Source organism: Synechococcus sp. Cruz-7E5 (genome assembly GCF_024345995.1).
Lineage (GTDB): Bacteria > Cyanobacteriota > Cyanobacteriia > PCC-6307 > Cyanobiaceae > Regnicoccus_A.
On the sequence record NZ_JAGQCE010000016.1, the window covers coordinates 38,271 to 60,831 of the forward strand.

Sequence of the window (22,561 nt, forward strand, 5' to 3'; positions counted from 1 at the left end):
AGCGCTTTCGGATACCGTGATCAGATGACGGGCTCAGGTCTCCCTGATCTCCACGGTGGCCAGGCCAGCCGGCACCCCTGCAGGAGCCACTGAATCCTTCAGGAGCCCGCAGGTGTCGCGCACGCCCTGCTCCAGAGGGATCCGCGCCTGCCAGCCGAGGGCAGCGAGCCGGCTCATATCCAGCTGCTTGCGCGGTGTGCCATCCGGCTTGGTGGTGTCCCACTCGCCCCCGCCGCTGAAGCCGACGCTGGCGGCCACCAGATCGGCCAACTCCCGGATCGACAGGCAACCACCGTGCCCACATTCAGACAGGGCTCGAGACCAGCGGCAATGCGAGACATCCCGCGGGTGATCATGCGGGTCACGAAGGTTTCACCGCGACGAGGGCTCTCGTGGTTGAACAGGATGCCGTTGCAGGCATACATCCCGTAGGCCTCGCGGGAATTCACCGTGATCCAGTAGGCATAGAGCTTGGCCACGCAATAGGGGCTGCGGGGATGAAATGGGGTGGTCTCCCGCTCGGGACTCTCCTGCACCAGGCCATAGAGCTCGCTGGTGCTGGCCTGGTAGAGGGGATGCGCAGGGTTCCGGGGGCGTCGCAGTTGGCTGTGTACTCCGGCTCCTCAAAGCTCACCGCCACATGGCTCTGGGCGCCGAGGTTGTAGATCTCATCAGGTCTGACATCACCGATGATCCGGATCAGGTTGCTGCTGTCGGTGAGATCGCCGTAATGCAACGTCAGTCGTGGATCCCGCTCATTGGGATCCTGATAGAGGTGATCGATCCGGGCGGTGTTGTGCGCGAGGCCGGCCGGAGGCCTTAGCGGCTGGCCCGACGCTTGAGCCCGTGCACCCGGTATCCCTTCTCGAGCAGAAGTTCGGCCAGGTAAGACCCATCCTGGCTGCTGATACCAGTGATCAGGGCCGTGGGTGAGGTCATCAAAGACATGGGCGAATATGGACGCACCACCCCCGCATGCTCGGGCGGTCGTGAGCAGGGCTCCAACGACTCGATCCCTTCGGCCGTGAGGCCATGGGATCAGGCTACAGCTGGGATGTGGCGATTGAAGGCGGGTGAGCGCAACGCCACAGTGCGCAGTACGGCGAGTTGCTCGGGCAAGGGGCTCGTTCCGGGATGGGTCTGCTGCACGTAGTCAAGGGCGTCCTGCCAGCCCATGCGGCGGCTGTGGATCAACCAGGCCATCGCCACGAGAGGTGAGCGCTCGACACCGGCCACGCAGTGGAGGTACATAGGACCGTGAGGGCGGAGCCTGGTCAGCTCAACCATGACCTCGCCCAGCTGTTCGACCGATGGCGGGCAGTCGTGCCGATGATCCGGCAAAGGCATTCGAACCGAACGGAACCGATCGATGATCCCGATGGGGGGCGGAGCTTCCTCGGCCGCACAGAGGCTGACCACGACCTTGACACCCTGTTGCTCGAGCCGATCAAGGTCAGCAGCGCATCGAGGAGCCGTTCCCACTGCCAATTCATCCTTCAACAACCAGGTGATGCGCATGCAGGCTCAGTTGTTGTTGTCGAGCAGGCGGAACAGGGTCAATACATTGACCAGTCCGCTGAGGGGCTGGCTGATGGCCCCGATGGCATCGGAGCTGACCGCATAACGACTGCGGTTGACGATCACAGTGTCGCCATCAACCAATGGGGGATTCTTGGCTATGGAAACGCCCTGATTGAAATCGAGTGGGTAGGTCCGGCGCATGGCCGAACCGTTGCGGTTGATCCGCACGAGTTCCAGCTTCGAGGTCTTGGCCCGCCAGGTTTCCACATTGCCGGCAGCCAGAATGGCCTGCATCAAGGGGGTGCTGGCTGGAACCTGCAGGCGACCCGGAGACTTCACTTCACCCACCACGTTGATGGTGATCTCCTTGGGCGCCAGGGTGGTCGCCGCCATCTCGGCGGTATTGGTGACCAACTGCTCGGAGACCCGCTCCAGCTTGATCGTGTCGCCATCGAAAAGCAGGGGATTCTGAAGCTGGTCGCCATCCCGTACCAGGGCCAGCAGGTCAACCCTGGCGCGCTTGAAGCGGGAGTCGGCCCCTGGTAGACGGCGCTGCACCACCACCCGTCGGAGGTTGGCCATTGAGGTGATGCCACCTGCCTTCTGGATGGCGTCCACCAACGTGGGAGGGCCGCTGATCGACACCGGAGCCTCCGCCGTGGAGGTTTCCGAGGTGGTGAGCGTGTAGACGCCCGGACGCTCCACCTCACCCACCACGGCGATGCGCAGGGGCCTGGGACGCACCACGCTCAGCTGCAGATCAGGTCGTTGCAGCTGCTTCCTGTAGAGCGATTCCAGCCAGAGACTGGCCTGGGAGATGGTCAGCCCCGACAGCCTGACGCTGCCAAGCAGGGGCAAGGAGGCGGTGCCGTCGTTGAGGATTTCGAGCGGGCCGCTGAGGTCCGAAACGGCGAGAAATCTCAGACTGAGTCCATCACCGGAGCCCAGGATGTAGGCGTCGTCCTGAAGCATGGCGTCGCTGGCGCCAGGGACGGTCTCAGCCTGGGCCAGCCATCCCTGGGGAGGCTCCGTCGCCGCCACGGGAGCCAGAAAACTGGAGAAGCCAACCAACACAAGTAAGGGCAGTGCCCAACGCTTCCCCACCAGTTCCACACGCAAGCTCGCCATCGCGGAGACGGACAGTAGACCGAATGTTGCCACGCACCGGTTGAAAAGGTGGCGGTTGAGGGCCAGTCACCAGCTGGCCTTCACCGATACATTGTGCAAATTCGAATTCAGCAGTCATCGACGTGTCAGCCCGGCTGCCTGGAACCAGTTTCACTCCATGGCTCAGCCTGCTGACCTCAATTGGCGTGATCGCCGCTCCAGCGGTGGCTGCCCAGACACTTGTCTGGGACCTTCCGAGTGCCCCTCCTCCGGTGGTGGTCACCCCCAGCCAACCGCCGCCGCCGGTTCCGGTGGCATTGCCCATACTCAGGGCCAAAGTGCCCGACAGCGCTCCTGCCAGGCCAGCGCAAAGCCTCATCTGGGAAGCCGTCCCGCCGAATCCGCCACCGCTTCAACCGCCGCCGCCACTGCCGAACGCGTCCACCACCACGATCGCCTCAACCCGTGAGCGCAGCCTCGACTGGGAGCTCGTCCCTTTCGACGACGGCAGCCTGGCCTTTTCACCAGCTGTCGGCGCAGCCAACCCCGGAGCTGGGGTGTTCGGCCAACTGCTCGCCAGGGAAACCAGCCTGCGCTGGTATCTGGTTCCAGAGGATCAGGTGCTGGAGCCCTCCATCGCCCTCGCCAACGGCGATGCCAGGCCAGAGCCTCCTTACCTGCCTGAGCAGCCAGCACCGATCTGGCCCAAGGTCCGCGGCCTGGCCCGCGGCATCACCGTCAATGGTGATCCTTACCCCGACACCGGGCTGAATGTGCCCAACGGTTTCGCCCAGGACCCGGAGTTCACCGTGTCCACCACCCTCACCGGCACCAGCCGCACCCGCTCCTGCCGGGTCGCACCGGGCGGAGATTGGATCGACTGCGCCGACACGGAGGCCTACCTGGACATCACCCCCTTCAAAGGGGAATACGCCAGCCTTGGGTTCCAGTACACCATCCAGAGCCTCACCAGCCGCAACCGGGGCACCGGTGTATTCGCCGGCCAGAGCATCGGCTTCCGCACAGCCGTGAACCTCACACCCACCACAGGTCTGGCCTTTGGCGGTGAACACATCATCCAGCTCGACAACACCACCGACCTGGGCCGAAACTTCTATCTGGTGCTCTCTCAGGCCATCCCCTTCAGCCGCGGCCAGAACCCCATCCTCCTGGTCGCCACCGCAGGCATCGGCTCCGACTTCTACGGCTATGCAGGCAATGGCACCCTGGGATCCACCAACTGCCTGAGCGGCAACAACGTCAGCAGCCTCAACTACCCCCAGGGCACCGACTGCTTCTGGGGTCCGATCGGAGCCCTGACCCTTCACCTGGGCAGCCAGGTTTCCATCGGCTACGAATGGTTTGGTTTCGGCATCGGGGCTGGGCTGTCGGTGCGCCCCATCAAGGACATCCCCCTCACCTTCTCGCTGTACGCCACGGACTTCCTCGGCAACACTCCCAGCTACCTTGATGGGCTTTGCACCACTAACCCCTGCGAACCCAGATACTACGGCCGGCTGACAATGTCGTTCTGATAGATCAATGAATTCAATGATTAATATCAACCGCACCTTTTGACTAACGCTGATCGTATAAACATGGACTTCATTGTCGATCGATCGACAACAAGATCCATCCATGAGGCTGAAATCGGAGCAATAGCGCCAACGGCAGGGCCAGTGGACAGTTCTTTATCTGGTTTGTGTCAAGACGCTTCTAAGTCCTGAACTTGCTCTTACATTCAGAATTCAATGGCCTCTGAGATCATCCGGCCCATGCGTTTCACCGTTCCTCTTGCGCTGGCAACGGCCACTGCATTCTCGGTCAGCGCCCTACCCGTGCGGGCCTTCCCAGGCGCAAGTGTCAATCTTGTGCGGGTAAACGGGAATGGGGTCACCGCCCTGCCCGGCCTCCAGCCCCCTCCGATTCAGACACCCCCGTCAACCCCTGGAACGGTCGAGCTGATCAGCCAGGCCTCTGGTGACAACCAGTCGGATCGAGATGTCACGGTGCTGCCCACCGGCACTGAAGACCTGGAGATCCGCTATCAAGGGCCTCTGCCCCAGTTTTCCAGCTCTGATTACATTTCTGTTCGCAACAGGTCAACCGGTGAGGAGGTGGAGCGCATCTTCCTCAATTCCGATCGCGTCAGTTTCTCCAGCGATCGTCGCACCATCACCATCAATCCGGAAACCACCATCACCGATGGTGCGGTGATCTGTGCCTTGCTTCCCGATGGGCCCGGCGCCTTACCCTCTCGCATCTCACCCTGTTGCTTCACCGTGGCCAAAGCAGCCGCGTATGTCGAGCCGGCCGGGAGGCCCTTCCCCTGGTGGATCATTCCAGTTGGTCTTGGCCTTGGCGTAGGCATCTGCGCGCTCGCCGGCTGCTTTGACGGCGGTGGTGGCGGTGGCGGTGGCGGCGACAACAACGTCTCCCGCTGACTCCTTTGTCTTGATGCTCTGAGCTCACCAATCTCTCCATCACCTGGGTTGCCCTTTAGGTCTGCCCAGGTTTTTTTTGGCCATCACACCATGAACAGCCAGCCGGACGGCCATCGCACACTCAACACAGATCCTGGGACCTTCGCCAAGACTGTCTTGAAGGCCACTGCCGATACCCGGTCAGCAGCGCATAATAGCTCGATCATTCAAGTCTCAGGACAGCGTGCATGCGCTCAGCTCTTCCCTTGGCTGTTCTCTCCGCTTTCACGGTCAGTGCCTTGCCTGTGCAGGCTTTTCCCGGAGCGTCGGTGAATCTCGTCCGTGTCAATGCCGAGGGGGTCAGAGCCCTTCCGGGACTTGATCCAAGCCTGTATGAAACTCCTCAACCACCGTCGCTGGCCAGCGACGGCCAGCTGCTCAGCCAGGCCGATCCCAACGATGGAAACCAGAGCGATGTGACCTATCTGCTCTCTGGCGACGAGGACTTTGAGATCCGCTACGCCAGTCCGCTGCCTCTCAACCTCACCGGCAACATCTCCATCCGTCGGCGCAGCTCCACGGCCGGCGACGGCTTGAACGGCGAAGAAGTGGAGAGCATCCCCCTCAATTCGCCCAATGTCACCATTTCAGAGGATCGTCTCACCCTCACGATCAAGCACGATCGCATCCTTCGCGACGGTGAGACCCTCTGTGCCCTGTTGCCCGATGGTCCCCATGCCCTGCCACAGCGGATCACTCCCTGCTGCTTCCAGCTGGCCAAGGCGGCCACCTCCATGTCCAGAAAAACCAGCCCCTGCGGGTTCATTGCACCCTCAGCCTCCAACCCCTTCCCCTGGTGGGTGATTCCCGTCGGCTTGGGCCTGGGGGTGGGCATCTGTGCCGCGGCGGGTTGCTTCAACGGTGGTGGCGGTGGTGGCGGTGGGAGCAACAACGTGTCCCGCTGAACACCCAGCAGGAGGCTTCCTGATCGACCTGAGCGGGTTCATGGGGATCACCGGTATCAATCTTGATGTTGGCGATCTGGCCTGAATGTTCGCTTCAGGTTTTCCCCATTACAATTGGAGAGATTCGATACGCTGCTCAGTCATGGTCAGGTTTTTCAGCACCGGTGCACTTGCGTTCGGCACTCTGGTGGCTCCAGCCTTTGCCGCTGATCTTGCCGACCTTCCCAGCTGCCTGAAGCCCAGAACCCTCAGTGCCGTCACGGCCACCATCACCCAGGACAGCCTGATCAAGGATCCACTTCTGGCCCAGGGATTCAGGAACTCCGACCCAGCCTGCACCTACCAGGTGGCCCGCCCGGCACCACAGCCCGTCTTCCAGGAAGTTCCCGTGCGCGGCCTCTGGTGATCACCTGAGAGGAGGGTCAGCGCCCTGACCCCTTACGGTGCCTTCACCTTCTGACGGCTGGCCTTGTCCCTGCGGCTCACCAACACCCTCACCAGGCGAACCGAGTCCTTTCAACCTCTGGTTCCCGGTGAGGTTTCGATCTACTGCTGCGGGGTCACGGTCTATGACCTCTGCCATCTGGGCCATGCCCGCAGCTACATCGTCTGGGATGTGCTGCGCAGATATCTGATCTGGAGCGGTTACCGGGTGACGTTCGTTCAGAACATCACCGATATCGACGACAAGATTATTCAACGGGCCGCCAAGGAAGGCCGCTCCATGGAAGAGGTGAGCGAAAGCAACATCGTCGCCTTCCAGGACGACATGGCGGCGCTGAACATTCTCCCTCCTGACAGGGTTCCCCGCGCCACCCAATGCCTGGATGGCATTCGCGCCATGATCGCAGAGCTGGAAGCTTCCGGTGCGGCCTATTCCGCTGATGGCGATGTCTATTTCGCCGTGATGGGCCAACCTGATTACGGCAAACTGAGTGGGCGCAGCCTCAGCGAACAGCAGGAAGGCGCCAGCGGCAGGCTCAACAGCGAAGAGGAATCCCGCAAGCGGCATCCTTTTGATTTCGCCCTCTGGAAAGGCGTCAAGCCTGGAGAGCCCAGTTTCCCCTCCCCGTGGGGTCCCGGCCGGCCCGGATGGCATATCGAATGCTCGGCGATGGTACGTCAGGAGCTGGGCAACACCATCGACATTCACCTGGGGGGAGCCGACCTGATCTTTCCCCACCATGAGAATGAAATCGCCCAGTCAGAAGCGGCCAACGCTGAACCCCTGGCCCGCTACTGGCTGCACAACGGCATGGTGAATGTGGATGGGGAGAAGATGTCGAAATCACTCGGCAACTTCACCACAATCCGATCACTTCTGGCCAGCGGCGTATCGCCGATGACCCTGCGGCTGTTCGTGCTCCAGGCCCACTACCGCAAACCCCTCGATTTCACCCGTGAAGCCCTCGACGCCGCCGCCACGGGCTGGCACGGGCTGAATGAAGCTCTTCAGCTGGGCCTGAATCCCAGCTTCACTGCGGCCCTGGGCTGGGCGGCCGCAGCCGCTTCCGCCCAACCCGTCCCCGCACCTGATCCTGATCCCGGCCACGGCCTCGACGTGGGCCTGGAGACCAGTCGCCAGGGATTCATCGACGCCCTCGATGACGATCTCAACACCTCCGCGGCGCTGGCGGTGCTGTTCGAGCTCGCCCGTCCCCTGCGGGCTCTGGCCCGGCGGCTCGAGCGTGGATCGGAGGCCAACGGCGAGGATCGTGCTCTGCAAGCTCGCTGGCAGCTGCTGAAGCAACTCAGCGGCGTTCTCGGCCTGGAGCCGGAAGTGAGCCCCAGCAGCGCGGCCGAGGCGGCCACAGGCCCTGATCCAGTGGTGATTCAGACGATGATCAGCGAGCGGCTGGCCGCCCGGCAGCAGAAGCGCTACCCAGATGCCGATGCCATCCGCGATCGCCTGCGCGCCGAAGGCATTGAGCTGATCGACCGCCCCGATGGCAGCACCGAGTGGATCCGGCGCTGAATCCCGCCTGATTCAATCGAAAGCTCAGCGCAGTGGTGCCTTTGGAGGCGGCGCCGGCGCTCGATCCTTCATCAGCGTTTCTATCCGGCGGATGCGGACCCGGGTGGTCTCCCACACTTCAAGCCGGAAGCTTCCGTCAGCAGCAGCCGGAGTGGCTGCGGGAGCCTCCGCCAGGGAGCTGCGCAGCTGCTCCACCATCGCCTCGATGTCGTCACCCGCCTCGAAGGCATCCCAGAGCTCGCGCTCCAGCCGCGCCCGCTCGATGAAGTTCCAACGCTTGAGCCAGAGCATCGCGGCCGCCAGGGGTGAAGATCACCTGCCCAGCCAGTGTGCACGAGCTGTGGCCCCTCCTGGTGCGGCCGACCATGCCGAGGGGATCAGTGGGAGACTGGCACCCGTCGCAGGGATGGCCTCTTGAAAGCGATCAGCGTGCTCGGCTCCACCGGGTCGATCGGCACCCAGACCCTGGCGATCGTGGAGGAGTTCCCAGAGCGCTTCCGGGTGGTGGCACTTACAGCGGGGCGCAACCTGGATCTGCTGATCGATCAGATCCGGCGTCATGGCCCTGAGGTGGTGGCCCTGGCGGATGAGGACGCCCTGCCTGAGTTGCGTCGCCGCCTGGAGGCGCTGGCCCCCTCCCAGCGGCCGAACCGCCAGCCGGAGCTGGTGGGGGGGAGTGAAGGGCTCTGCGCCGCCGCCGCCTGGCCCAGCGCCGAGTTGGTGGTGACGGGCATCGTGGGCTGCGCCGGCCTGCTTCCCACCCTCTCAGCGATCAAGGCCGGCAAGGACCTGGCCCTGGCCAACAAGGAAACCCTGATCGCCGCCGGGCCAGTGGTGTTGCCGGCCCTGAAGGCAAGTGGCAGCCGCTTGCTGCCGGCCGACTCCGAGCACTCCGCCCTGTTCCAGTGTCTGCAGGGCACCCCCTGGGCCGACACAGCCCGCCTGTCCACCGGCGTCCCCACCCCCGGTCTGCGGCGCATCCAGCTCACGGCCTCTGGAGGCGCCTTCCGCGACTGGCCCGCCGCCGATCTGGCCAAAGCCACCGTGGCTGATGCCACCAGCCACCCCAACTGGAGTATGGGCCGCAAGATCACGGTGGATTCGGCCACCTTGATGAACAAGGGACTGGAGGTGATCGAAGCCCACTACCTCTTCGGTCTGGATTACGACTCCATCGAGATTGTGATCCACCCCCAGAGCATCATTCATTCGATGGTGGAACTGGCCGACAGCTCGGTGCTGGCCCAGCTGGGCTGGCCCGACATGCGCCTGCCGATCCTGTATTGCCTCAGCTGGCCCGAGCGCTTCGACACGCCCTGGCGTCGCCTCGATCTCACCGAGGTGGGTCAGCTCACCTTCCGCGCCCCCGACCAGCAGAAATACCCCTGCATGGGTCTGGCCTACGCCGCCGGGCGCGCCGGCGGCACCATGCCCGCCGTGCTCAACGCCGCCAATGAACAGGCCGTGGCCCTCTTCCTCGAGGAGCGGATCTCCTTCCTCGACATCCCACGCCTGATTGAGGGGGTCTGCGAACGCCATGGGGCCGACCTGCGCCAGGATCCCAGCCTCGACGACGTGCTGGCCATCGACGCCTGGGCCCGCCTGGCCACCCGTGAACTGGCCGCCACGGCCGCGCCCGCCCTGCTGACGGCATGAAGGTCGAGCGCCACCTGCTGCTCTGCGCCACCCCCAGCAAGCCCCTGTGCGGCGACCCTCAGCTGGGGGCGGCCAGCTGGAGCCGGCTCAAGCAGCTGATCAAGGAGCGCGGCCTGGAGCGGCCCGATCGCCCCGAGGGGGTGGTGCTGCGCACCAAGGCCGATTGTCTGCGCATCTGCGCCGGCGGACCGATTCTGCTGATCTGGCCTGAGGGTATTGCCTATGGCGGTGTCAGCCCCGAGCGGATCGAGCGGATCGTGGAGGAGCACCTGATCGGCGGACGGCCCATCGAGGAGTGGATCGTGGCTCAGCACACCCTCGAGCCCAGCCGCTGCTCCAGCCAGCGCCGCACCAACTGATCCGACCAGCAGCCCCCAGGCGCGTGGAAGCCGTTGTGGCCACCGCCGGGGCTGAGCACCACCTCCAGCGGCGGTCCCAGGGCCAGGGCAGCATCGGCTGGAACCCATGGATCATCCAGGGCCTGCACCACCAGGGTGGGGGGCAGGGATGCATGCTGAGCTAGCTCCGGAGCCAGCAGCCGCGGCAGGGGACTGGCCTGCTGGTAGTAGTCCTCCACGCTGGAGTATCCCCAGCGGGGTGCCGTGATCAGGTCATCGAAAGCCCGGATGCTCGCCACCCGGCTCAGTCGCTCCGCCAGCTCCTCGCCCGGCTGAGGTCGATCGTTGAGGGTCTGCTGGCGCAGGCGCCCCAGCAGCCAGCGCTCATAGAGGCGGTTGCGCGGGCTGGAGATGGTGGCGGAGCAGTGAGCCAGATCGAGGGGGCTGCTCACCAGCGCCAACCCATCCAGCGCCGCCACCCCATCGAGAACCGCATTGAGCAGAACCGTCCCGCCAAGGGAAAGTCCAACGGCCAGCAGGGGCTGACCAGCCGCCAGCTGCCGGGCCTGCTCCAGGGCTGGCGCCAGATCGGAACTGCAGCGGGCTGCATAGGTGCCTGAGGCCAGCTCCCGCCCCTTACCGGCGCCGCGCATGTTCAGACGCAGCACCGCAAAGCCGGCCCGGTTCAGGCACCAGCCCAGGCGACGCACCCCCTCCGCCTCGCTGGAGCCGCCCAGGCCGTGCAGCAGCAGCACCAGGGCCTTTGGCCCGCCGCAGTCAGCGTCCGCGGCGGGTGGATCGAGCCAGGCCAGCAGGGAGCCGCCCCTCCCCTGGCTGGAGGGCCCAAGAGCCAGCTCAAGCCGTTTACTGGTGCGCTCGGGCAGCACATCCGGCCTGAGTGTGTCGCGCAGGGTCTGCAGATCGGGACCCCACCAGGGCGGTCGGGGACGGAACGGCTGCAGCCCCAGCCGCTCGAGCAGCTCCAGGGATGAGCTCAAGGGCCGCTGGGCCTGGGAGCTCACACCGGCTGGGGCGCGCGGGCCAACCACTGGGCCAGGGAAAGGGGCTCCACTCCAGCCGCACTGGTGACCTCAATGATCCGCCCGATCGAAGCCCCTGATTCCAGAGCATCCAGACAGACCCGGGCCACCAGCCGGCGGGGAATGCTGTTGCTCTCCTGCTGATCAGGACCGCTGAAGCGGATGCCCTGGGCCTCGAGCTGCTCCTCCACTTCGTTCAGGCCACCGGGACGCACCACGGTCCAGTCGAGACCGCTGGCCTCCAGCCAGCGCTCCCCCAGCCGCTTCCAGACCAGGATCAGGCCGAAGAGGTTGAGGGGATGCAACCAGCGGCCGCTGCACAGCGAGCTGACCAGAACCACCCGATTCACGCCAGCCGCCCTGCAGGCGGCGCACTGCTGGCGGATCGCCAGGGCATCCACCTTCAAGGGCCCTGCCAGATCCACCGAGGGGCGCGCGCCGGTGGCGATCACCAGGGCCTGGGCCCCCGCCAGGGCCTGCTCCAGGGCGGCTTGATCACCCAGTTCCAGGCGGATCAGCTCGGCCCCCTGCAGCCCCTCTGGCACCAGAGACCCAGGGCGCAGCAGTGCCTTGACGCGGTAACCCCGGGCCAGGGCCTCCTGGACGACACGCCAGCCGGTCTTGCCGGAGGCTCCGCTCACGGCCAGGCAGGCTCCCGGCCCAGCAGCGGGCTCGGTGGTCGAAGACTCAAGAGGCACGGTATTCAGACGAGTGGCATCAGCTCCTGTTCTAGGCACCGGGCTCGAGGGAAGTCCCCCCGATGGCGCAACTGACGCACCCGCAGGATCAGGGGGTCGATGTCGCAGACCAGCCGGTAGCAGATCTCCAGGTGTTCATGGAAGCCTGGCTGGGAGCCGCTGATGGGATGGGGGTTGTCCAACGGTGATCAAGGCGGGGCCAGAGGCGGGCGAAGCGAGAGAAAAGCAAAGCGAGAGGCAGTTCACACGGTGTGCTGTGTGTGGTGTGGGTGTGTGGTGTGAGCGGTGGAAATCTCGAGGTGAATGCCTGGAAATTAGGGAAGATGCAGAACCAAGCCCTGGTAGCAAACACTCATCTTCAGGCCGCAACACGCACAATGGCGCCACCCCCGCCGGCGTCGCTGCCATGGATAACGAAGCGAGCGGCCGATCGCCCGTTTACCGCGGCAGACCATCGTTTGACTTCGGCAGTCCCCGGGCCAGCGGCCTGCAGCTGCGCCCGCGCCAGTGGCAGTCCCAGCTGATCAACCTGCTGCGCCGGCGCCTGGAGGTGCCCAGCGGCCTGGGCCGGGACGTGCTGGTCCATGCCGGCCCCGGGGCAGGCAAGACCTTCGGGGCACTGCTGAGCTTCCAGTCGATGCTTCGGGAGGGCCGGCTCGCCCATCTGCTGGTGTTCTGCCATCGCAGTTCGATCGCTGCCCAATGGCGCGACTCGGCCCGCCAGCTGGGGCTGGAGCTGTGCGAGTGGGACCCGGCTCAGGCCCCCGAACCTGCCCAGGGCTTGCTGCTCAGTTACCAGAGCGCCGCCAGGCACCGGCAACGCTTGCAGCAGGAGCTGCCCAGTCTGCTGAACGGGCCCACCCTCGCGGTGGCCGATGAGGTGCATCACCTCGGCCTGGATCCCGAGGAGCCGGAAGCCACGGCCTGGGGCCATGCCTTCAGCGAACTGAGCCGCCTTCACGCCTTGAGGCTGGGCTTGAGTGGCACACCCTTCCGTGCCGACAACCTGGCCTTCTGCGCCGCCCGGCGAGTGCCCCGACATCAGGAGGGGGTGCTGGTGGAGCAGATCGAGCCTGATCTGAGCGTGGAGCCCCGCCAGCTGATCGTGGCTGGTGATGTCAGGCCGCTGGAGTTCCGCTTCCAGGACGGCTGGGTGGACCACGGCCATGGCGAAGGGGAACGGGAGAGCGAGCTGGAGCGATCGCCCCTGTCGCTGGAAACCCGTGAAAGCTGGCGGGCCCGAAACCTCCGTCGCGCCATCCGGCCCGGCGACCAGAGCAGCATCGCCCTGCGAGTGCTGCTCAACGCCCGCCGGCGCCTGGCCAAGCTGCGCCAGGACGACCATCCCCAGGCGGGCGGACTGGTGATTGCCCGCGACATCGCCCACGCCCGGGGTCTGAGCGGCCTGCTGGAGGAGGAGGGGGACCGGGTGCGGCTCGTGCACTCCCAGGATCCGGAAGCGGCCGCCCATCTCCAGGCCTTCCGGGCCGGGGACGCCGACTGGCTGGTGAGCATCGACATGTGCGCCGAGGGATTCGACGCCCCACGGCTGCGGGTGGTGGCCTACCTGAGCACCGTGGTGACCCGCAGCCGCTTCATTCAGGCGATCACCCGGGCCGTGCGCATCGATCCCGGCAGAGCCGCGTCGGAGCCCATACCCAGACATCCCTCCTACGTGTACGCCCCGGCTGATCCACGGCTGATGGGTTACGCCCGCAGCTGGTCAGTGGCCGAGGCCTATGTGATCCGGCCCAGGGCGCTGCCGGAGGATGGGCTTCCAGCAGCCGGCGGTGGAGGGGGGAGCCAGTTGCCGCTGGAGGCCCTGCGCGATGGAGCGGGGGAGGTGATTCGCCTGCGAGGCCCCCAGTTGCCAGGGTTTCTTGACCGACGAAGCTCCTGAACACCCGAACAGAAGCCCTCACCAAGTTGCGTTGGTTACAGCGCAAAAACGAAGAGAGTGCGAAGATCTTGAAATCAACACCGCTGATGGCTTACCCGCCATCCAGCCTGGTGCGTACCTGGAGATGGATCATGACCAAGGCCTCTCCCCATAGCCAGCTCACCGCTCTGGTGACCTGGGCTATGGCCCGCATCGCCGAACTCGACCGTCAGGAGCGCTACGAGGACAGCTTTGCGTTGACCGAGGAATTCCGCGACTGGATCCTCGGTCTTGACCACCACCCCGACAGGCTCGAGCCCCTGCAGGTACCCCATGGGCTTGGCCTTGGGGCCCTGGACATGGCGGACTAGGCGAAGCCATCGCAACCGAAGAAGCTGGGACAAATCTAAGGCAATCCTTAAGAAGTGAAATCCGCCGCCGATCCTCGTCTCACTTCTTCAAGATCCCAGCCTGAATGGAGCGCTGCCTTCAGGGCCATGCCCTTGAGAGTCCGTCCGCCACGGAAGCGGGCCCCGTGATCTAAGCTCAACTCATAGTCAGTCCGCATTAGATCCGATGAGCGTTTCCGCAGGCCCCATGGGTGATGAGGCTGTGGTGGAGAACCTGGTGATCGTGGGCTCAGGTCCCGCCGGGTACACCGCCGCCATCTACGCGGCCCGCGCCAACCTCAACCCACTTCTGATCACCGGCTTCCAGGACGGCGGCATTCCAGGTGGACAGCTGATGACCACCACCCACGTGGAGAACTTCCCAGGTTTCCCCGACGGCATACTCGGGCCCGACCTGATGGACCGCATGAAGGCCCAGGCAGTGCGCTGGGGCACCCGCCTGGTGGAGGCCGATGCAGAGAAGATCGATCTCTCCAAGCGCCCCTACCAAGTGGTAGCCGAGGGGCGCACGATCCGCACTCAGGCGGTGATCCTCGCCACGGGCGCCAGCGCCAATCGGCTGGGTCTTCCGCACGAGCAGCAGTTCTGGAGCCAGGGCATCAGCGCCTGCGCCATCTGCGATGGGGCCACACCCCAGTTCCGCAATGAGCAGCTGGCGGTGGTCGGCGGTGGGGATTCCGCCTGCGAGGAGGCGGTGTATCTCACCAAATACGGCAGCCATGTGCACCTGATCGTGCGCCGCGAGAGCCTGCGCGCCAGCGGCGCCATGGCCGACCGGGTACTGGCAAACCCAGCCATCACCGTGCACTGGCAGCGGGAAGTGGCCGATGTCTCGGGGAACGGCTGGCTGCAGGCCCTCACCCTGCGCAATCCAGACGGCAGCACCGAAGAACTGCCTGTGAGGGGGCTTTTCTATGCCATCGGTCACACCCCCAACACCCGGCTGGTCCGGGACCAGCTGGCGGTGGATGCCAAGGGCTATCTGGTCACCACCCCAGGCCAGCCCGACACCAGCCTCGAAGGTGTGTTCGCCGCCGGTGACGTGGCCGACGCCCAGTGGCGCCAAGGAGTGACCGCCGCCGGCAGCGGCTGCCAGGCTGCCCTGGCCGCCGAGCGCTGGCTCACCCACCACGGCCTAGCCACAACGGTCAAGCGGAGCAACGTGGAGCCTGAGCCCAGCGGGGAGCCCGTCCACACCGCCGTGAGCGACGCCGACAACTACGACCCCGCGGCCCTCTGGCAGAAAGGTGGCTTCGCCCTGCGCAAGCTGTACCACGACAGCGACAAACCCTTGCTGGTGGTGTACACCTCCCCCAGCTGCGGCCCCTGCCATGTACTCAAGCCCCAGCTCAAGCGGGTGCTGCAGGAGCTGGAGGGAGCCGCCCAGGGGGTGGAGATCGACATCGAGGCCGAACAGGATATCGCCACCCAGGCCGGCGTCAACGGCACGCCCACCGTGCAGCTCTTCCACGGCAAACAGCTGCGCCAACAGTGGCGAGGGGTGAAGCAGCGCAGCGAATTCAAGGCCGCGATCGAAGCGCTCCTGCCCGCGCCGGTGGCCTGAACCTCAGCCTGATGCGGCTGCCCCTCAGCGCCGCCTCGGTCCACCGGGGCGGTTGCCGCCTGGCCTGGGGCCGGCTGCTCCGGCATTGCGTTCCCGGTAGGTGATCCGGCCTCGGGTGAGGTCGTAGGGGCTGATTTCCACCAGGACCTTGTCGCCGGCGAGCAGCTTGATGCGGAACTTGGTGAGCTTGCCGGCGGCACGGCAGAGGCACTGGTGCCCGGAGGGCTGATCGAGGGTGACCAGGTAGAACCCGTTGCCCTGTTCCTTCTCGATCACTCCCGAGGTTTCGATCATGCGCTGCCGTGGCTCGATTCAAAGATCACTCCACCTTAAATTGGCACCCTGCTGGCCACCCCCGGGCGCAGCAGCCCCGCATCAGCACCCCATCCAGGAGAGCCCTAGGGTCTGGGACGTTGCCGGCGTCCGCCTTGGTCGTTCCACCCCTGACCCTTGATCTGGGCCTGTTGCTTATTTCCATCGGGGTGGTGAATCTCTGGAAAGCCCGCCGCAGCGATGGCGGTCTCTGAGTCGGCATCCGCAGGCAAGCCGGCCCCGACCACCCTGCTGCTTCACAAGCCCTACGGGGTGCTGAGCCAGTTCAGCCCCGAGCCGCTCAGCCCCTGGTCGACCCTGGCCCCCCTTGTGCCCGTGCCGGGGGTCTATGCCGCCGGCCGCCTCGATGCCGACAGCGAAGGACTGCTGCTGCTCACCAGCGATGGCCTGCTGCAGCAGCGCCTCACTGATCCCCGCTGGGGCCACTGGCGCCGCTACTGGGTACAGGTGGAGGGAACCCCCACCGCTGGGTGCCTGCAGCAGCTACGGGACGGGGTGATTGTCCAGGGCCGATGCACCCTGAGCGCCCAGGTCCAGCTCCTGGCGGATCCAGGCCTAGCTGAGCGGGTTCCGCCGATACGCCAGCGCCGCTCGATCCCCACCGCCTGGCTCGAGCTGGGCCTGCGCGAGGGGCGCAACCGCCAGGTGCGACGGATGACCGCGGCCGTGGGGCTGCCCACCCTGAGGTTGCTGCGGGTGGCGATCGACCTGATGGATGGGGGCCCTGCCCTCAGCCTCGAGGGGCTGGCGCCCGGTCAGTGGCGGCCGGTCACACGCGCTGAAGAGGAGCGCTTGAGCAGGCTCCGCTCCGGGCGAGGCGGACGGGCTGGAGGCGGGAAATCAGGGCGGGACGGGGGGGGCGGGTAGGGCGGCTTGGAGTGGGCCACAGGCAAGTGGTTCAGGGCCACGGGCCAGTGGTTCAGCTCAATCCGAACCGCCGCTTCAGCCAATGACCTGCAGAAGTTCGCGCACGGTCTGGAGCTGGCCGTAGTAGTAGTTCGCGCGGGCACGCCGGTCAGCCTCTTCGAGGCTGTCAAAGGCATCGAAACCCAGACTCATCCAGAGCTCATTGCCGCAGGCCTTGTTCAGTTCGGCAGTGGCTTCCTGCTCGAGATTGGCCAGCCGGCGCTGCAGATTCTTGATCTGGGCAATGGACATGAACGGGTCAGCACGGTCGGAACATGGTACAAAAGAACTGCTGGTCGCTCAGAACGGCAGCTTCTTCTTTTCCTCCTTGTCGAGGTCGGCATCCAGCTCGCGCAGGCGACGCAGGATCGTGTCGTAGTACTCCTTGAGGTAATCCTCGAGGCCAGTGGTCTCGCCTGGATCCAGGGCGAAGGCCTCGTAGCTGGCCTCCATCTCGGCATCCAGGGGCTGACCGCCACCGGTGACCTCCGCAAAGGCCAGCCGCTCCGCCACATTCACCCCTGGCTCGAAGAAGGCGGCCAGCCCCTGCATCAGACGGATCAGGAATGGCCTCACCCGAAACACCCGGGCCGCCTTGCCGCTGTAGCGCTCACAGAGCTGGGTGACCTCGCCGGTGTTCCAGGCCTTGGGACCCACCACAGGGAAGGCCTGACGAACAGTGGCGGGCTGGCTGAGAGCAGCAACGGCGAAGCGGGCCACGTCCTGGGTGTTCATATAAGCGATCGGGGTCGGGGTGCCGCTCACCCACACCGTCTGGCTCTCCAGCACCGGGATGGCGAACTGACCGATCACCCCCTGCATGAAGGCGACGCAGCGCAGGATCGTGTAGTCGAAATCAGAGCCGATCAGCAGCTGCTCGGTGCAGTACTTGATGTCCATCAACGGCACCTCCCGGTGACGCTCCGCTCCCAGCAGCGAGACGAACACAAAACGCTTCACGCCAGCCTGCTCACAAGCCCTGAGCAGATTGAGCTTGCCGTCCCAGTCGATCGTGTAGATGCCAGCGCTGTCGGTGGGTCGGGCGGTGGCCGCGTCGATCACAGCTTCCTGGCCCTCGAGGGCATAGGCCAGGCTTTCAGGCTCGAGCAGGTCCCCGCGGGTCAGTTCACAGCCCCACTCCTGCAGGAAAGCCGCCTTGCGGGGTGAGCGCACCACGCAACGCACCTGGTGACCCTGATCGAGGGCACGGCGGGCAATCTGGCGACCAAGGGTGCCCGTTCCGCCGACGACCAGAACCTGCATGAAGCACCCGACCAGAAGGGGCTGAGCCTAAAGGTGCACCCGTCAGCAACGCGCCGGGGGATTGTCAGTCCTTCTGCAGTTTGAGCAGCAGGGCTCCGCCCACCAGGCCGACGGGGATCAGCACCCAGAAGATCGCTGCGGTGAAGAAGATTTCCGAGGCCATGAGGCAGGGGAGAACGGCTACCGGTCCAGTGTCCCATCCCCCGTTGCGGCCAGCTCCAGCACCACAGCCCAGGGAGCCGAGGTGCGCAGCTGGCCCGGCATCACGCCACTCACACTCGCGCTCCATCCCGCCCGGTCCAGCCTCTCCAGCAGCTGCCTGAGGCGCACCGTGCCGCCAGGCGATCGCCTGGCAATCTCCGCCATCGGCCAGACCCGAGCGCCAGTCCCGATGTCGGCGCCCAGGTTGGCAAGCAGGCGATGGCCCTCCTCAGCCGTGTGGCCATCGGCAGCCAGGGACGAGAGCTCTTCCAACCAGCCGGGATCCTGGAGTGGGCCGATCCAGAGCGGACCACTCACCGCCAGGGGTGGGGGGGTGCTGCAGACGCATGATTGCCAGCCCCGCAGGCGTTTGAGGCTCTGCACCTGCTGATTCCCGCAGCCGTGGCAGTGGGCCAGCAGACCAAGCTGGTCTTCGTCCCCAGCCGTGGGGCTGCGCAACACCTGCACGGCAGTGCGGAAGGTGCGGCCATCACTGAAATTCAGCAGGGGCTTGATGCCCCGGCCCAGGCACCAGGCGGCCCTGGCGACGACACCGAGCTGGAGGCGCAGGGCCAACTCCCAGCTGGCGGGGTGGGCCCGGGCCCCTGCCCCCAGGGAGCGCAGCGCGGCCACCCGGTCGTGGCCGGTGGGGGAGCGTCCGTCAGTGCTGGCCAGATAGAGCACCCCGCCGAAGCACACGGCCTCCAGGGCAAGGGGAACCAGCGCCGCAGGGCAGCCGAAGGCATCGAGATCCACCAGCTCGAAGCGTTGATCACGCAGCAGGCAATCGGCCAGGAGCTTCTGGGCCGTCTGGGCGCTCAGCCGCAACGAGAGACGCTCCGCCATCGGCTCCAGATTGACGCGCAGCAGCGGCAGCCGCTCGGGATCGGCATCGTTGGCCCAGATCGCGGATGCCCCGGCCTCCAGTCCGTAGCGCAGGGAACGCACGCCGCAGCCAGCCATCAGATCCAGCACCCGCAAGGGGCCCTGACCGGCCAGACGCCTGGCCAGCAGCACCCCCAGATCCCTGGCCGGGCGCGAGTCGGCCCGGAAGAACCCCTCCCCCAGCCGCAGCTGGGCCGCGCCTTCGCAATAGTGAGGGTTGTTCGGCGTGGCTCCGGCTCCGGTGGTGACAGCTCCAGCCCAGCCTGTCGCAAGCGATGGCATCGACTGGGGCCTGCATGGCACCTGGCACTGGCGAGGCATGGCATGCCACTGGCGCGTGCTCGGTGACCCCTCCCATCCACCGCTGCTGCTGCTGCATGGCTTCGCTGCCAGCAGCGGCCACTGGCGCCACAACGTGGCCGGCCTGGTGGCGGCGGGCTGGTGTGTGTACGGCCTGGATCTGATTGGCTTCGGCGCTTCCGACCAGCCGGCTCTGCAGCTTGACAACAGGCTCTGGGCCCGCCAGAGCACGGCCTTCCTGCAGCAGGTGGTGCAACGGCCCGCCGTGCTGCTGGGCCACTCCCTGGGAGGGCTGGTGGCTCTGACCGCGGCGGTGTTCAGCCCGGAGTGGGTGCGGGCGGTGGCGGCCGTGCCCCTGCCCGATCCCACCCTGGTGATGGCCGTGCCACGGCGGCGGCCTCCCTGGCGGCGACGCCTGCAAAGACTGCTGGTGCTCGTGCTCTGCCGGCTGCTGCCGCTGGAGCTGGTGGTTCCTCTGATCGCCCGCACCCCCCTGCTGGATCTGGGGCTGCAGTCGGCCTACAACCAGCCGGTGATCGGCGATCCGGAGTTGCGCCGGCTGTTCGCCCGCCCGGCCCGACGGGCCACCGCCGCCTGGTCGCTGCGCGGAATGAGCATCGGCATGGCCCTGCGCCCGAGGGGTGCCACGGCAGAGGTGCTGCTGACACGGCTGGTGCAGCCCCTGCTGCTGATCTGGGGCGAGGCCGACCGGCTGGTGCCGATCGAGGTGGGGGAGTTGCTGGCGCGCCTCAATCCGGATCTGCGACTGGAGCGGCTGGAGGGGGTCGGCCATTGCCCCCACGACGAGGCGCCGGAAGACTTCGAGGGGCTGCTGCTGAGCTGGTTGGAGGGGCTGCAGGCGGAGCCGCAGGAGGCCGGCGCGTAATTTGGGGCCTTGATGCCCCGTTGAGCGCCGCCCCGGCCATGAAACACACCCTCTCGGTGCTGGTGCAGGACGAATCCGGCGCCCTCAGCCGCATCTCCGGGCTGTTTGCCCGCCGCGGCTTCAACATCGACAGCCTGGCGGTGGGTCCAGCCGAGCAGCGCGGCCATTCCCGACTCACGATGGTGGTCGAGGGAGACGATCACACCCTGGAGCAGATGACCAAACAGCTGAACAAGCTGGTCAACGTGCTCAACGTGATCGATCTCACCTGCATTCCCGCAGTGGAGAGAGAGCTGATGCTTCTGAAAGTGGCGGCACCGCCGGAGAACCGGGCCGCCATCCTCGATCTGGTGGAGGTTTTCCGCGCCAAGGTGGTGGACGTGGCCGACAACGCCCTGATCCTTGAAGTGGTGGGAGATCCGGGCAAACTCGTAGCTCTCGAGCAGATTCTCGAGAGCTACGGCATCCTGGAGATCGCCCGCACCGGCAAGGTGGCTCTGGAGCGGGCTTCCGGTGTGAACACCGCCTTCCTAAAGGTCACCGCCTCCGACAAGCGCGTTCCCGCCTGAGGCTGCTTGGCTCAGGGCTTGTTCTTCACCAGGGTGCCACCCTGCAAAAGAGTGGCCTTGATCAGCCGGTCGCCCTGCTTGATCTGGTCGACCACCTCCATCCCCTTCACCACCCGGCCGAACACCGCGTAGCGGCCATCGAGCTCGGTGAGGGGCTTGAGGGCGATGTAGAACTGCGCACTGGCTGAATTGGGGTCGGCCGAGCGGGCCATGGCCAGGGCTCCGCGGTCGTGCTTGAGGCTGAGATTCGCGCTCTCGGCCGGATCAACAACTTCGGCGCCGTAACGCGGCTCAGCTTCCCCCTGGATTCCGAGCTCCAGGGGGATCAGCCGTGGCTGGTCGGTGGCTGGATCCACAAAGCTGCCGGTGCCGTACTGGCTGGCCGGAACCTTCGGGTCGGCGCTCTGGGGATCACCCCCCTGCACCACAAAGGGAGTGGGCTGGTTGACCACCCGGTGGAACACTGTGTTGTCGTAGGCGCCGCGGCGCACGAGATCCACGAAGTTGCCTGCCGTGAGCGGCGCGGCATCGCCGCTGAGCTCGAGTTCCACATCGCCGCGGCTGGTCTTGAGCGACACCAGAGCCGGACCACTCAGGCAGGGGCTGCCTGAGGCCGCGCAGCCAAGGGGACTCCTCGGAGCATCGGCGGCACAGGCACCGAGCCCCATCGGAGTGAGCAGGAGGGCGCCCACCAGCAGGAGGTGGCTGAGGCGAATCGTCATCGGCTCAGACTCCTTCCAGGGGAACTTTGAGGAAGCGAGCCAGTTCGGCGCCGCTGCGCTCCAGCTCTGCCAGGGGCAGGGGTTCACCGACCCGGGTCAGGGGCAGGTCGCGGCGGCCCTGGAGGCGCAGGGAGAGCCGGCGGCGGGGGTTGAGGCCATCACGCACGTCCACCTTCACGGCCAGGATCTCGCGCAGGGGAATGTCGAATTCGATCCTCTGACGGAAGCCCCGCCGGGTGATGGTGGCCTGGTTGCTCTCCTGATCGAAGCGGTTGCTGCCGGCCCCCACGTCGAGGGTGATAACCAGCCAGAGATAGGTGGCAAGCAACAACCCAGCGATGCCGTAGGCGCCCATCACCAGCCCCTGGGGAACCCACTCCAGCGCAGCTGGATGACCCATGGGCAGCAGGTCGAGGCCGAGACGGCTGGAGAGACTGGTGAGCAGGAAACCGATCCCGCCGGCGGAGACCACGGAGGCAACGAGGTAGTTGGAGAGACGGCGGGAGCCCTGCACGGGCTGCTCGAGCAGGGAGGGGCGGCTGGTGGAGGTGCCGTTGGCCGCGGGACGCGGCGACGGGGCGGCCGAAGGAGATGCCGGGGCCATGGGGTCGGCTGGAAGGCTGTGGGACTTCATCTTGGACGGCAGCGGGCGGGAGCAGTTGGAAGAAATACCTAGAAACCCTGCCGAGACGGGCGATGTCAGGCCGTTGCGGAGGCGCTCGCGCTGTCCTTGAACATTGTTACCATCACCCGGTATCCCACAGCCCAGCGGGATTTCCGCACCGTTTCAACCCATGACGATCGCTCTAGGGCGCGCACCTGCCGCACGGGGATGGTTCGACGTCCTCGATGACTGGCTCAAGCGTGACCGCTTTGTTTTCGTGGGGTGGTCCGGTCTGCTGCTCTTTCCCACCGCCTAT

At 65.9% G+C, this 22,561-nt stretch carries 27 protein-coding genes and 2 pseudogenes; 14 read left to right on the forward strand and 15 right to left on the reverse strand.

Annotated features, from left to right (window positions below; genetic code table 11):
- Positions 1-33 precede the first annotated feature (33 nt).
- The 4 genes and pseudogenes from KBY77_RS16670 to KBY77_RS14250 form a co-directional block, all read right to left on the reverse strand.
- Positions 34-270: a hypothetical protein gene (locus tag KBY77_RS16670; RefSeq protein WP_315856494.1), complete on the reverse strand. Its 237-nt coding sequence runs from the start codon at positions 268-270 to the stop codon at positions 34-36.
- A gap of 8 nt (positions 271-278) precedes the next feature.
- Positions 279-939, reverse strand: a pseudogene (locus KBY77_RS14240) (GDP-mannose 4,6-dehydratase); the annotation flags it as partial.
- A gap of 99 nt (positions 940-1,038) precedes the next feature.
- Positions 1,039-1,518: a dual specificity protein phosphatase family protein gene (locus KBY77_RS14245; RefSeq protein ID WP_255105825.1), complete on the reverse strand. Its 480-nt coding sequence runs from the start codon at positions 1,516-1,518 to the stop codon at positions 1,039-1,041.
- Positions 1,519-1,524: 6 nt separating this feature from the next.
- Entirely contained in the window at positions 1,525-2,649 is a 1,125-nt protein-coding gene (locus KBY77_RS14250; protein WP_255105828.1) for an SLBB domain-containing protein, read from the reverse strand.
- A 185-nt stretch (positions 2,650-2,834) separates the two neighbouring features.
- Between KBY77_RS14250 and KBY77_RS14255 the strand changes: the two genes are divergently transcribed.
- The 5 genes from KBY77_RS14255 to cysS all read left to right on the forward strand — a co-directional run bounded on the left by KBY77_RS14255 (position 2,835) and on the right by cysS (position 7,991).
- Positions 2,835-4,163 carry a hypothetical protein gene (locus KBY77_RS14255; protein WP_255105830.1) on the forward strand — a complete coding sequence of 443 codons (1,329 nt, stop codon included), beginning with the start codon at positions 2,835-2,837 and terminating at the stop codon, positions 4,161-4,163.
- A 240-nt stretch (positions 4,164-4,403) separates the two neighbouring features.
- On the forward strand, positions 4,404-5,072 hold the full coding sequence (locus KBY77_RS14260; RefSeq protein ID WP_255105832.1) for a hypothetical protein: 669 nt from the start codon (positions 4,404-4,406) through the stop codon (positions 5,070-5,072).
- Positions 5,073-5,299: 227 nt separating this feature from the next.
- On the forward strand, positions 5,300-6,016 hold the full coding sequence (locus KBY77_RS14265) for a hypothetical protein (protein ID WP_255105834.1): 717 nt from the start codon (positions 5,300-5,302) through the stop codon (positions 6,014-6,016).
- A gap of 142 nt (positions 6,017-6,158) precedes the next feature.
- On the forward strand, positions 6,159-6,422 hold the full coding sequence (locus KBY77_RS14270; protein WP_255105835.1) for a hypothetical protein: 264 nt from the start codon (positions 6,159-6,161) through the stop codon (positions 6,420-6,422).
- A gap of 63 nt (positions 6,423-6,485) precedes the next feature.
- Complete coding sequence (cysS, locus tag KBY77_RS14275) at positions 6,486-7,991, forward strand: cysteine--tRNA ligase (RefSeq protein WP_255105837.1); 1,506 nt, start codon at positions 6,486-6,488, stop codon at positions 7,989-7,991.
- A gap of 24 nt (positions 7,992-8,015) precedes the next feature.
- Here cysS and KBY77_RS14280 read toward each other — a convergent pair whose 3' ends face one another.
- Positions 8,016-8,282 carry a hypothetical protein gene (locus KBY77_RS14280; RefSeq protein WP_255105839.1) on the reverse strand — a complete coding sequence of 89 codons (267 nt, stop codon included), beginning with the start codon at positions 8,280-8,282 and terminating at the stop codon, positions 8,016-8,018.
- Between the two features lie 123 nt (positions 8,283-8,405).
- Between KBY77_RS14280 and KBY77_RS14285 the strand changes: the two genes are divergently transcribed.
- Together KBY77_RS14285 and KBY77_RS14290 are read left to right on the forward strand one after the other, a co-directional pair.
- A complete protein-coding gene (locus KBY77_RS14285; RefSeq protein WP_255105841.1) occupies positions 8,406-9,647 on the forward strand; it encodes a 1-deoxy-D-xylulose-5-phosphate reductoisomerase in 1,242 nt (413 codons plus the stop codon).
- Entirely contained in the window at positions 9,644-10,006 is a 363-nt protein-coding gene (locus KBY77_RS14290) for a ferredoxin (RefSeq protein WP_255105843.1), read from the forward strand. Before KBY77_RS14285 ends, KBY77_RS14290 begins: the two co-directional genes overlap by 4 nt.
- Here KBY77_RS14290 and KBY77_RS14295 read toward each other — a convergent pair.
- From KBY77_RS14295 to KBY77_RS14305, 3 genes are read right to left on the reverse strand one after another with little or no spacing between them, the layout of a single operon-like run.
- Positions 9,955-10,983: a YheT family hydrolase gene (locus tag KBY77_RS14295; protein ID WP_255105845.1), complete on the reverse strand. Its 1,029-nt coding sequence runs from the start codon at positions 10,981-10,983 to the stop codon at positions 9,955-9,957. The two genes, KBY77_RS14290 and KBY77_RS14295, sit on opposite strands and share 52 nt — an antisense overlap.
- 20 nt (positions 10,984-11,003) lie before the next feature.
- Entirely contained in the window at positions 11,004-11,723 is a 720-nt protein-coding gene (locus tag KBY77_RS14300) for an SDR family oxidoreductase (protein ID WP_255105847.1), read from the reverse strand.
- A gap of 5 nt (positions 11,724-11,728) precedes the next feature.
- Positions 11,729-11,905, reverse strand: a complete 177-nt coding sequence (locus tag KBY77_RS14305) for a hypothetical protein (protein ID WP_255105849.1) — start codon at positions 11,903-11,905, stop codon at positions 11,729-11,731.
- Between the two features lie 224 nt (positions 11,906-12,129).
- Here KBY77_RS14305 and KBY77_RS14310 point away from each other — a divergent pair, with 224 nt between their 5' ends.
- From KBY77_RS14310 to trxB, 3 genes are all read left to right on the forward strand, one after another.
- Positions 12,130-13,623: a DEAD/DEAH box helicase gene (locus tag KBY77_RS14310; protein ID WP_255105852.1), complete on the forward strand. Its 1,494-nt coding sequence runs from the start codon at positions 12,130-12,132 to the stop codon at positions 13,621-13,623.
- A gap of 131 nt (positions 13,624-13,754) precedes the next feature.
- A complete protein-coding gene (locus KBY77_RS14315) occupies positions 13,755-13,973 on the forward strand; it encodes a hypothetical protein (RefSeq protein ID WP_255105855.1) in 219 nt (72 codons plus the stop codon).
- Positions 13,974-14,178: 205 nt separating this feature from the next.
- Positions 14,179-15,576 (forward strand): thioredoxin-disulfide reductase, encoded by a 1,398-nt coding sequence (trxB, locus tag KBY77_RS14320; protein ID WP_255105858.1) that lies wholly within the window; start codon positions 14,179-14,181, stop codon positions 15,574-15,576.
- Between the two features lie 24 nt (positions 15,577-15,600).
- Here trxB and infA read toward each other — a convergent pair whose 3' ends face one another.
- Positions 15,601-15,870 carry a translation initiation factor IF-1 gene (gene infA / locus KBY77_RS14325; RefSeq protein WP_094556684.1) on the reverse strand — a complete coding sequence of 90 codons (270 nt, stop codon included), beginning with the start codon at positions 15,868-15,870 and terminating at the stop codon, positions 15,601-15,603.
- 219 nt (positions 15,871-16,089) lie between these two features.
- Here infA and KBY77_RS14330 point away from each other — a divergent pair, with 219 nt between their 5' ends.
- Entirely contained in the window at positions 16,090-16,776 is a 687-nt protein-coding gene (locus KBY77_RS14330; RefSeq protein ID WP_255105860.1) for a pseudouridine synthase, read from the forward strand.
- Between the two features lie 75 nt (positions 16,777-16,851).
- On the opposite strand, the gene KBY77_RS14335 is transcribed toward KBY77_RS14330, so the two are convergent.
- The 4 genes from KBY77_RS14335 to KBY77_RS14350 form a co-directional block, all read right to left on the reverse strand.
- Complete coding sequence (locus tag KBY77_RS14335) at positions 16,852-17,067, reverse strand: hypothetical protein (RefSeq protein WP_255105862.1); 216 nt, start codon at positions 17,065-17,067, stop codon at positions 16,852-16,854.
- Positions 17,068-17,115: 48 nt separating this feature from the next.
- Positions 17,116-18,078 (reverse strand): NAD(P)H-binding protein, encoded by a 963-nt coding sequence (locus KBY77_RS14340; protein ID WP_255105864.1) that lies wholly within the window; start codon positions 18,076-18,078, stop codon positions 17,116-17,118.
- Positions 18,079-18,142: 64 nt separating this feature from the next.
- On the reverse strand, positions 18,143-18,241 hold the full coding sequence (gene petM / locus KBY77_RS14345; protein ID WP_094556680.1) for a cytochrome b6-f complex subunit PetM: 99 nt from the start codon (positions 18,239-18,241) through the stop codon (positions 18,143-18,145).
- Between the two features lie 17 nt (positions 18,242-18,258).
- Positions 18,259-19,446, reverse strand: a complete 1,188-nt coding sequence (locus tag KBY77_RS14350) for a N2,N2-dimethylguanosine tRNA methyltransferase (protein WP_255105866.1) — start codon at positions 19,444-19,446, stop codon at positions 18,259-18,261.
- Here KBY77_RS14350 and KBY77_RS14355 point away from each other — a divergent pair.
- Together KBY77_RS14355 and ilvN are read left to right on the forward strand one after the other, a co-directional pair.
- Positions 19,406-20,350, forward strand: coding sequence for an alpha/beta fold hydrolase (locus KBY77_RS14355; protein WP_255105875.1), 945 nt, complete (start codon positions 19,406-19,408; stop codon positions 20,348-20,350). The two genes, KBY77_RS14350 and KBY77_RS14355, sit on opposite strands and share 41 nt — an antisense overlap.
- Before the next feature lie 38 nt (positions 20,351-20,388).
- Complete coding sequence (ilvN, locus tag KBY77_RS14360; RefSeq protein ID WP_094556678.1) at positions 20,389-20,919, forward strand: acetolactate synthase small subunit; 531 nt, start codon at positions 20,389-20,391, stop codon at positions 20,917-20,919.
- An 11-nt stretch (positions 20,920-20,930) separates the two neighbouring features.
- On the opposite strand, the gene KBY77_RS14365 is transcribed toward ilvN, so the two are convergent.
- Positions 20,931-21,641, reverse strand: a complete 711-nt coding sequence (locus tag KBY77_RS14365) for a peptidylprolyl isomerase (RefSeq protein ID WP_255105868.1) — start codon at positions 21,639-21,641, stop codon at positions 20,931-20,933.
- A 4-nt stretch (positions 21,642-21,645) separates the two neighbouring features.
- The gene (locus KBY77_RS14370) at positions 21,646-22,245 is read right to left on the reverse strand and encodes a photosystem I assembly protein Ycf4 (protein ID WP_255105870.1); all 600 of its coding nucleotides are present in this window, start codon (positions 22,243-22,245) and stop codon (positions 21,646-21,648) included.
- A 190-nt stretch (positions 22,246-22,435) separates the two neighbouring features.
- Here KBY77_RS14370 and KBY77_RS14375 point away from each other — a divergent pair.
- A pseudogene (locus KBY77_RS14375) lies at positions 22,436-22,561 on the forward strand (photosystem II D2 protein (photosystem q(a) protein)); the annotation flags it as partial.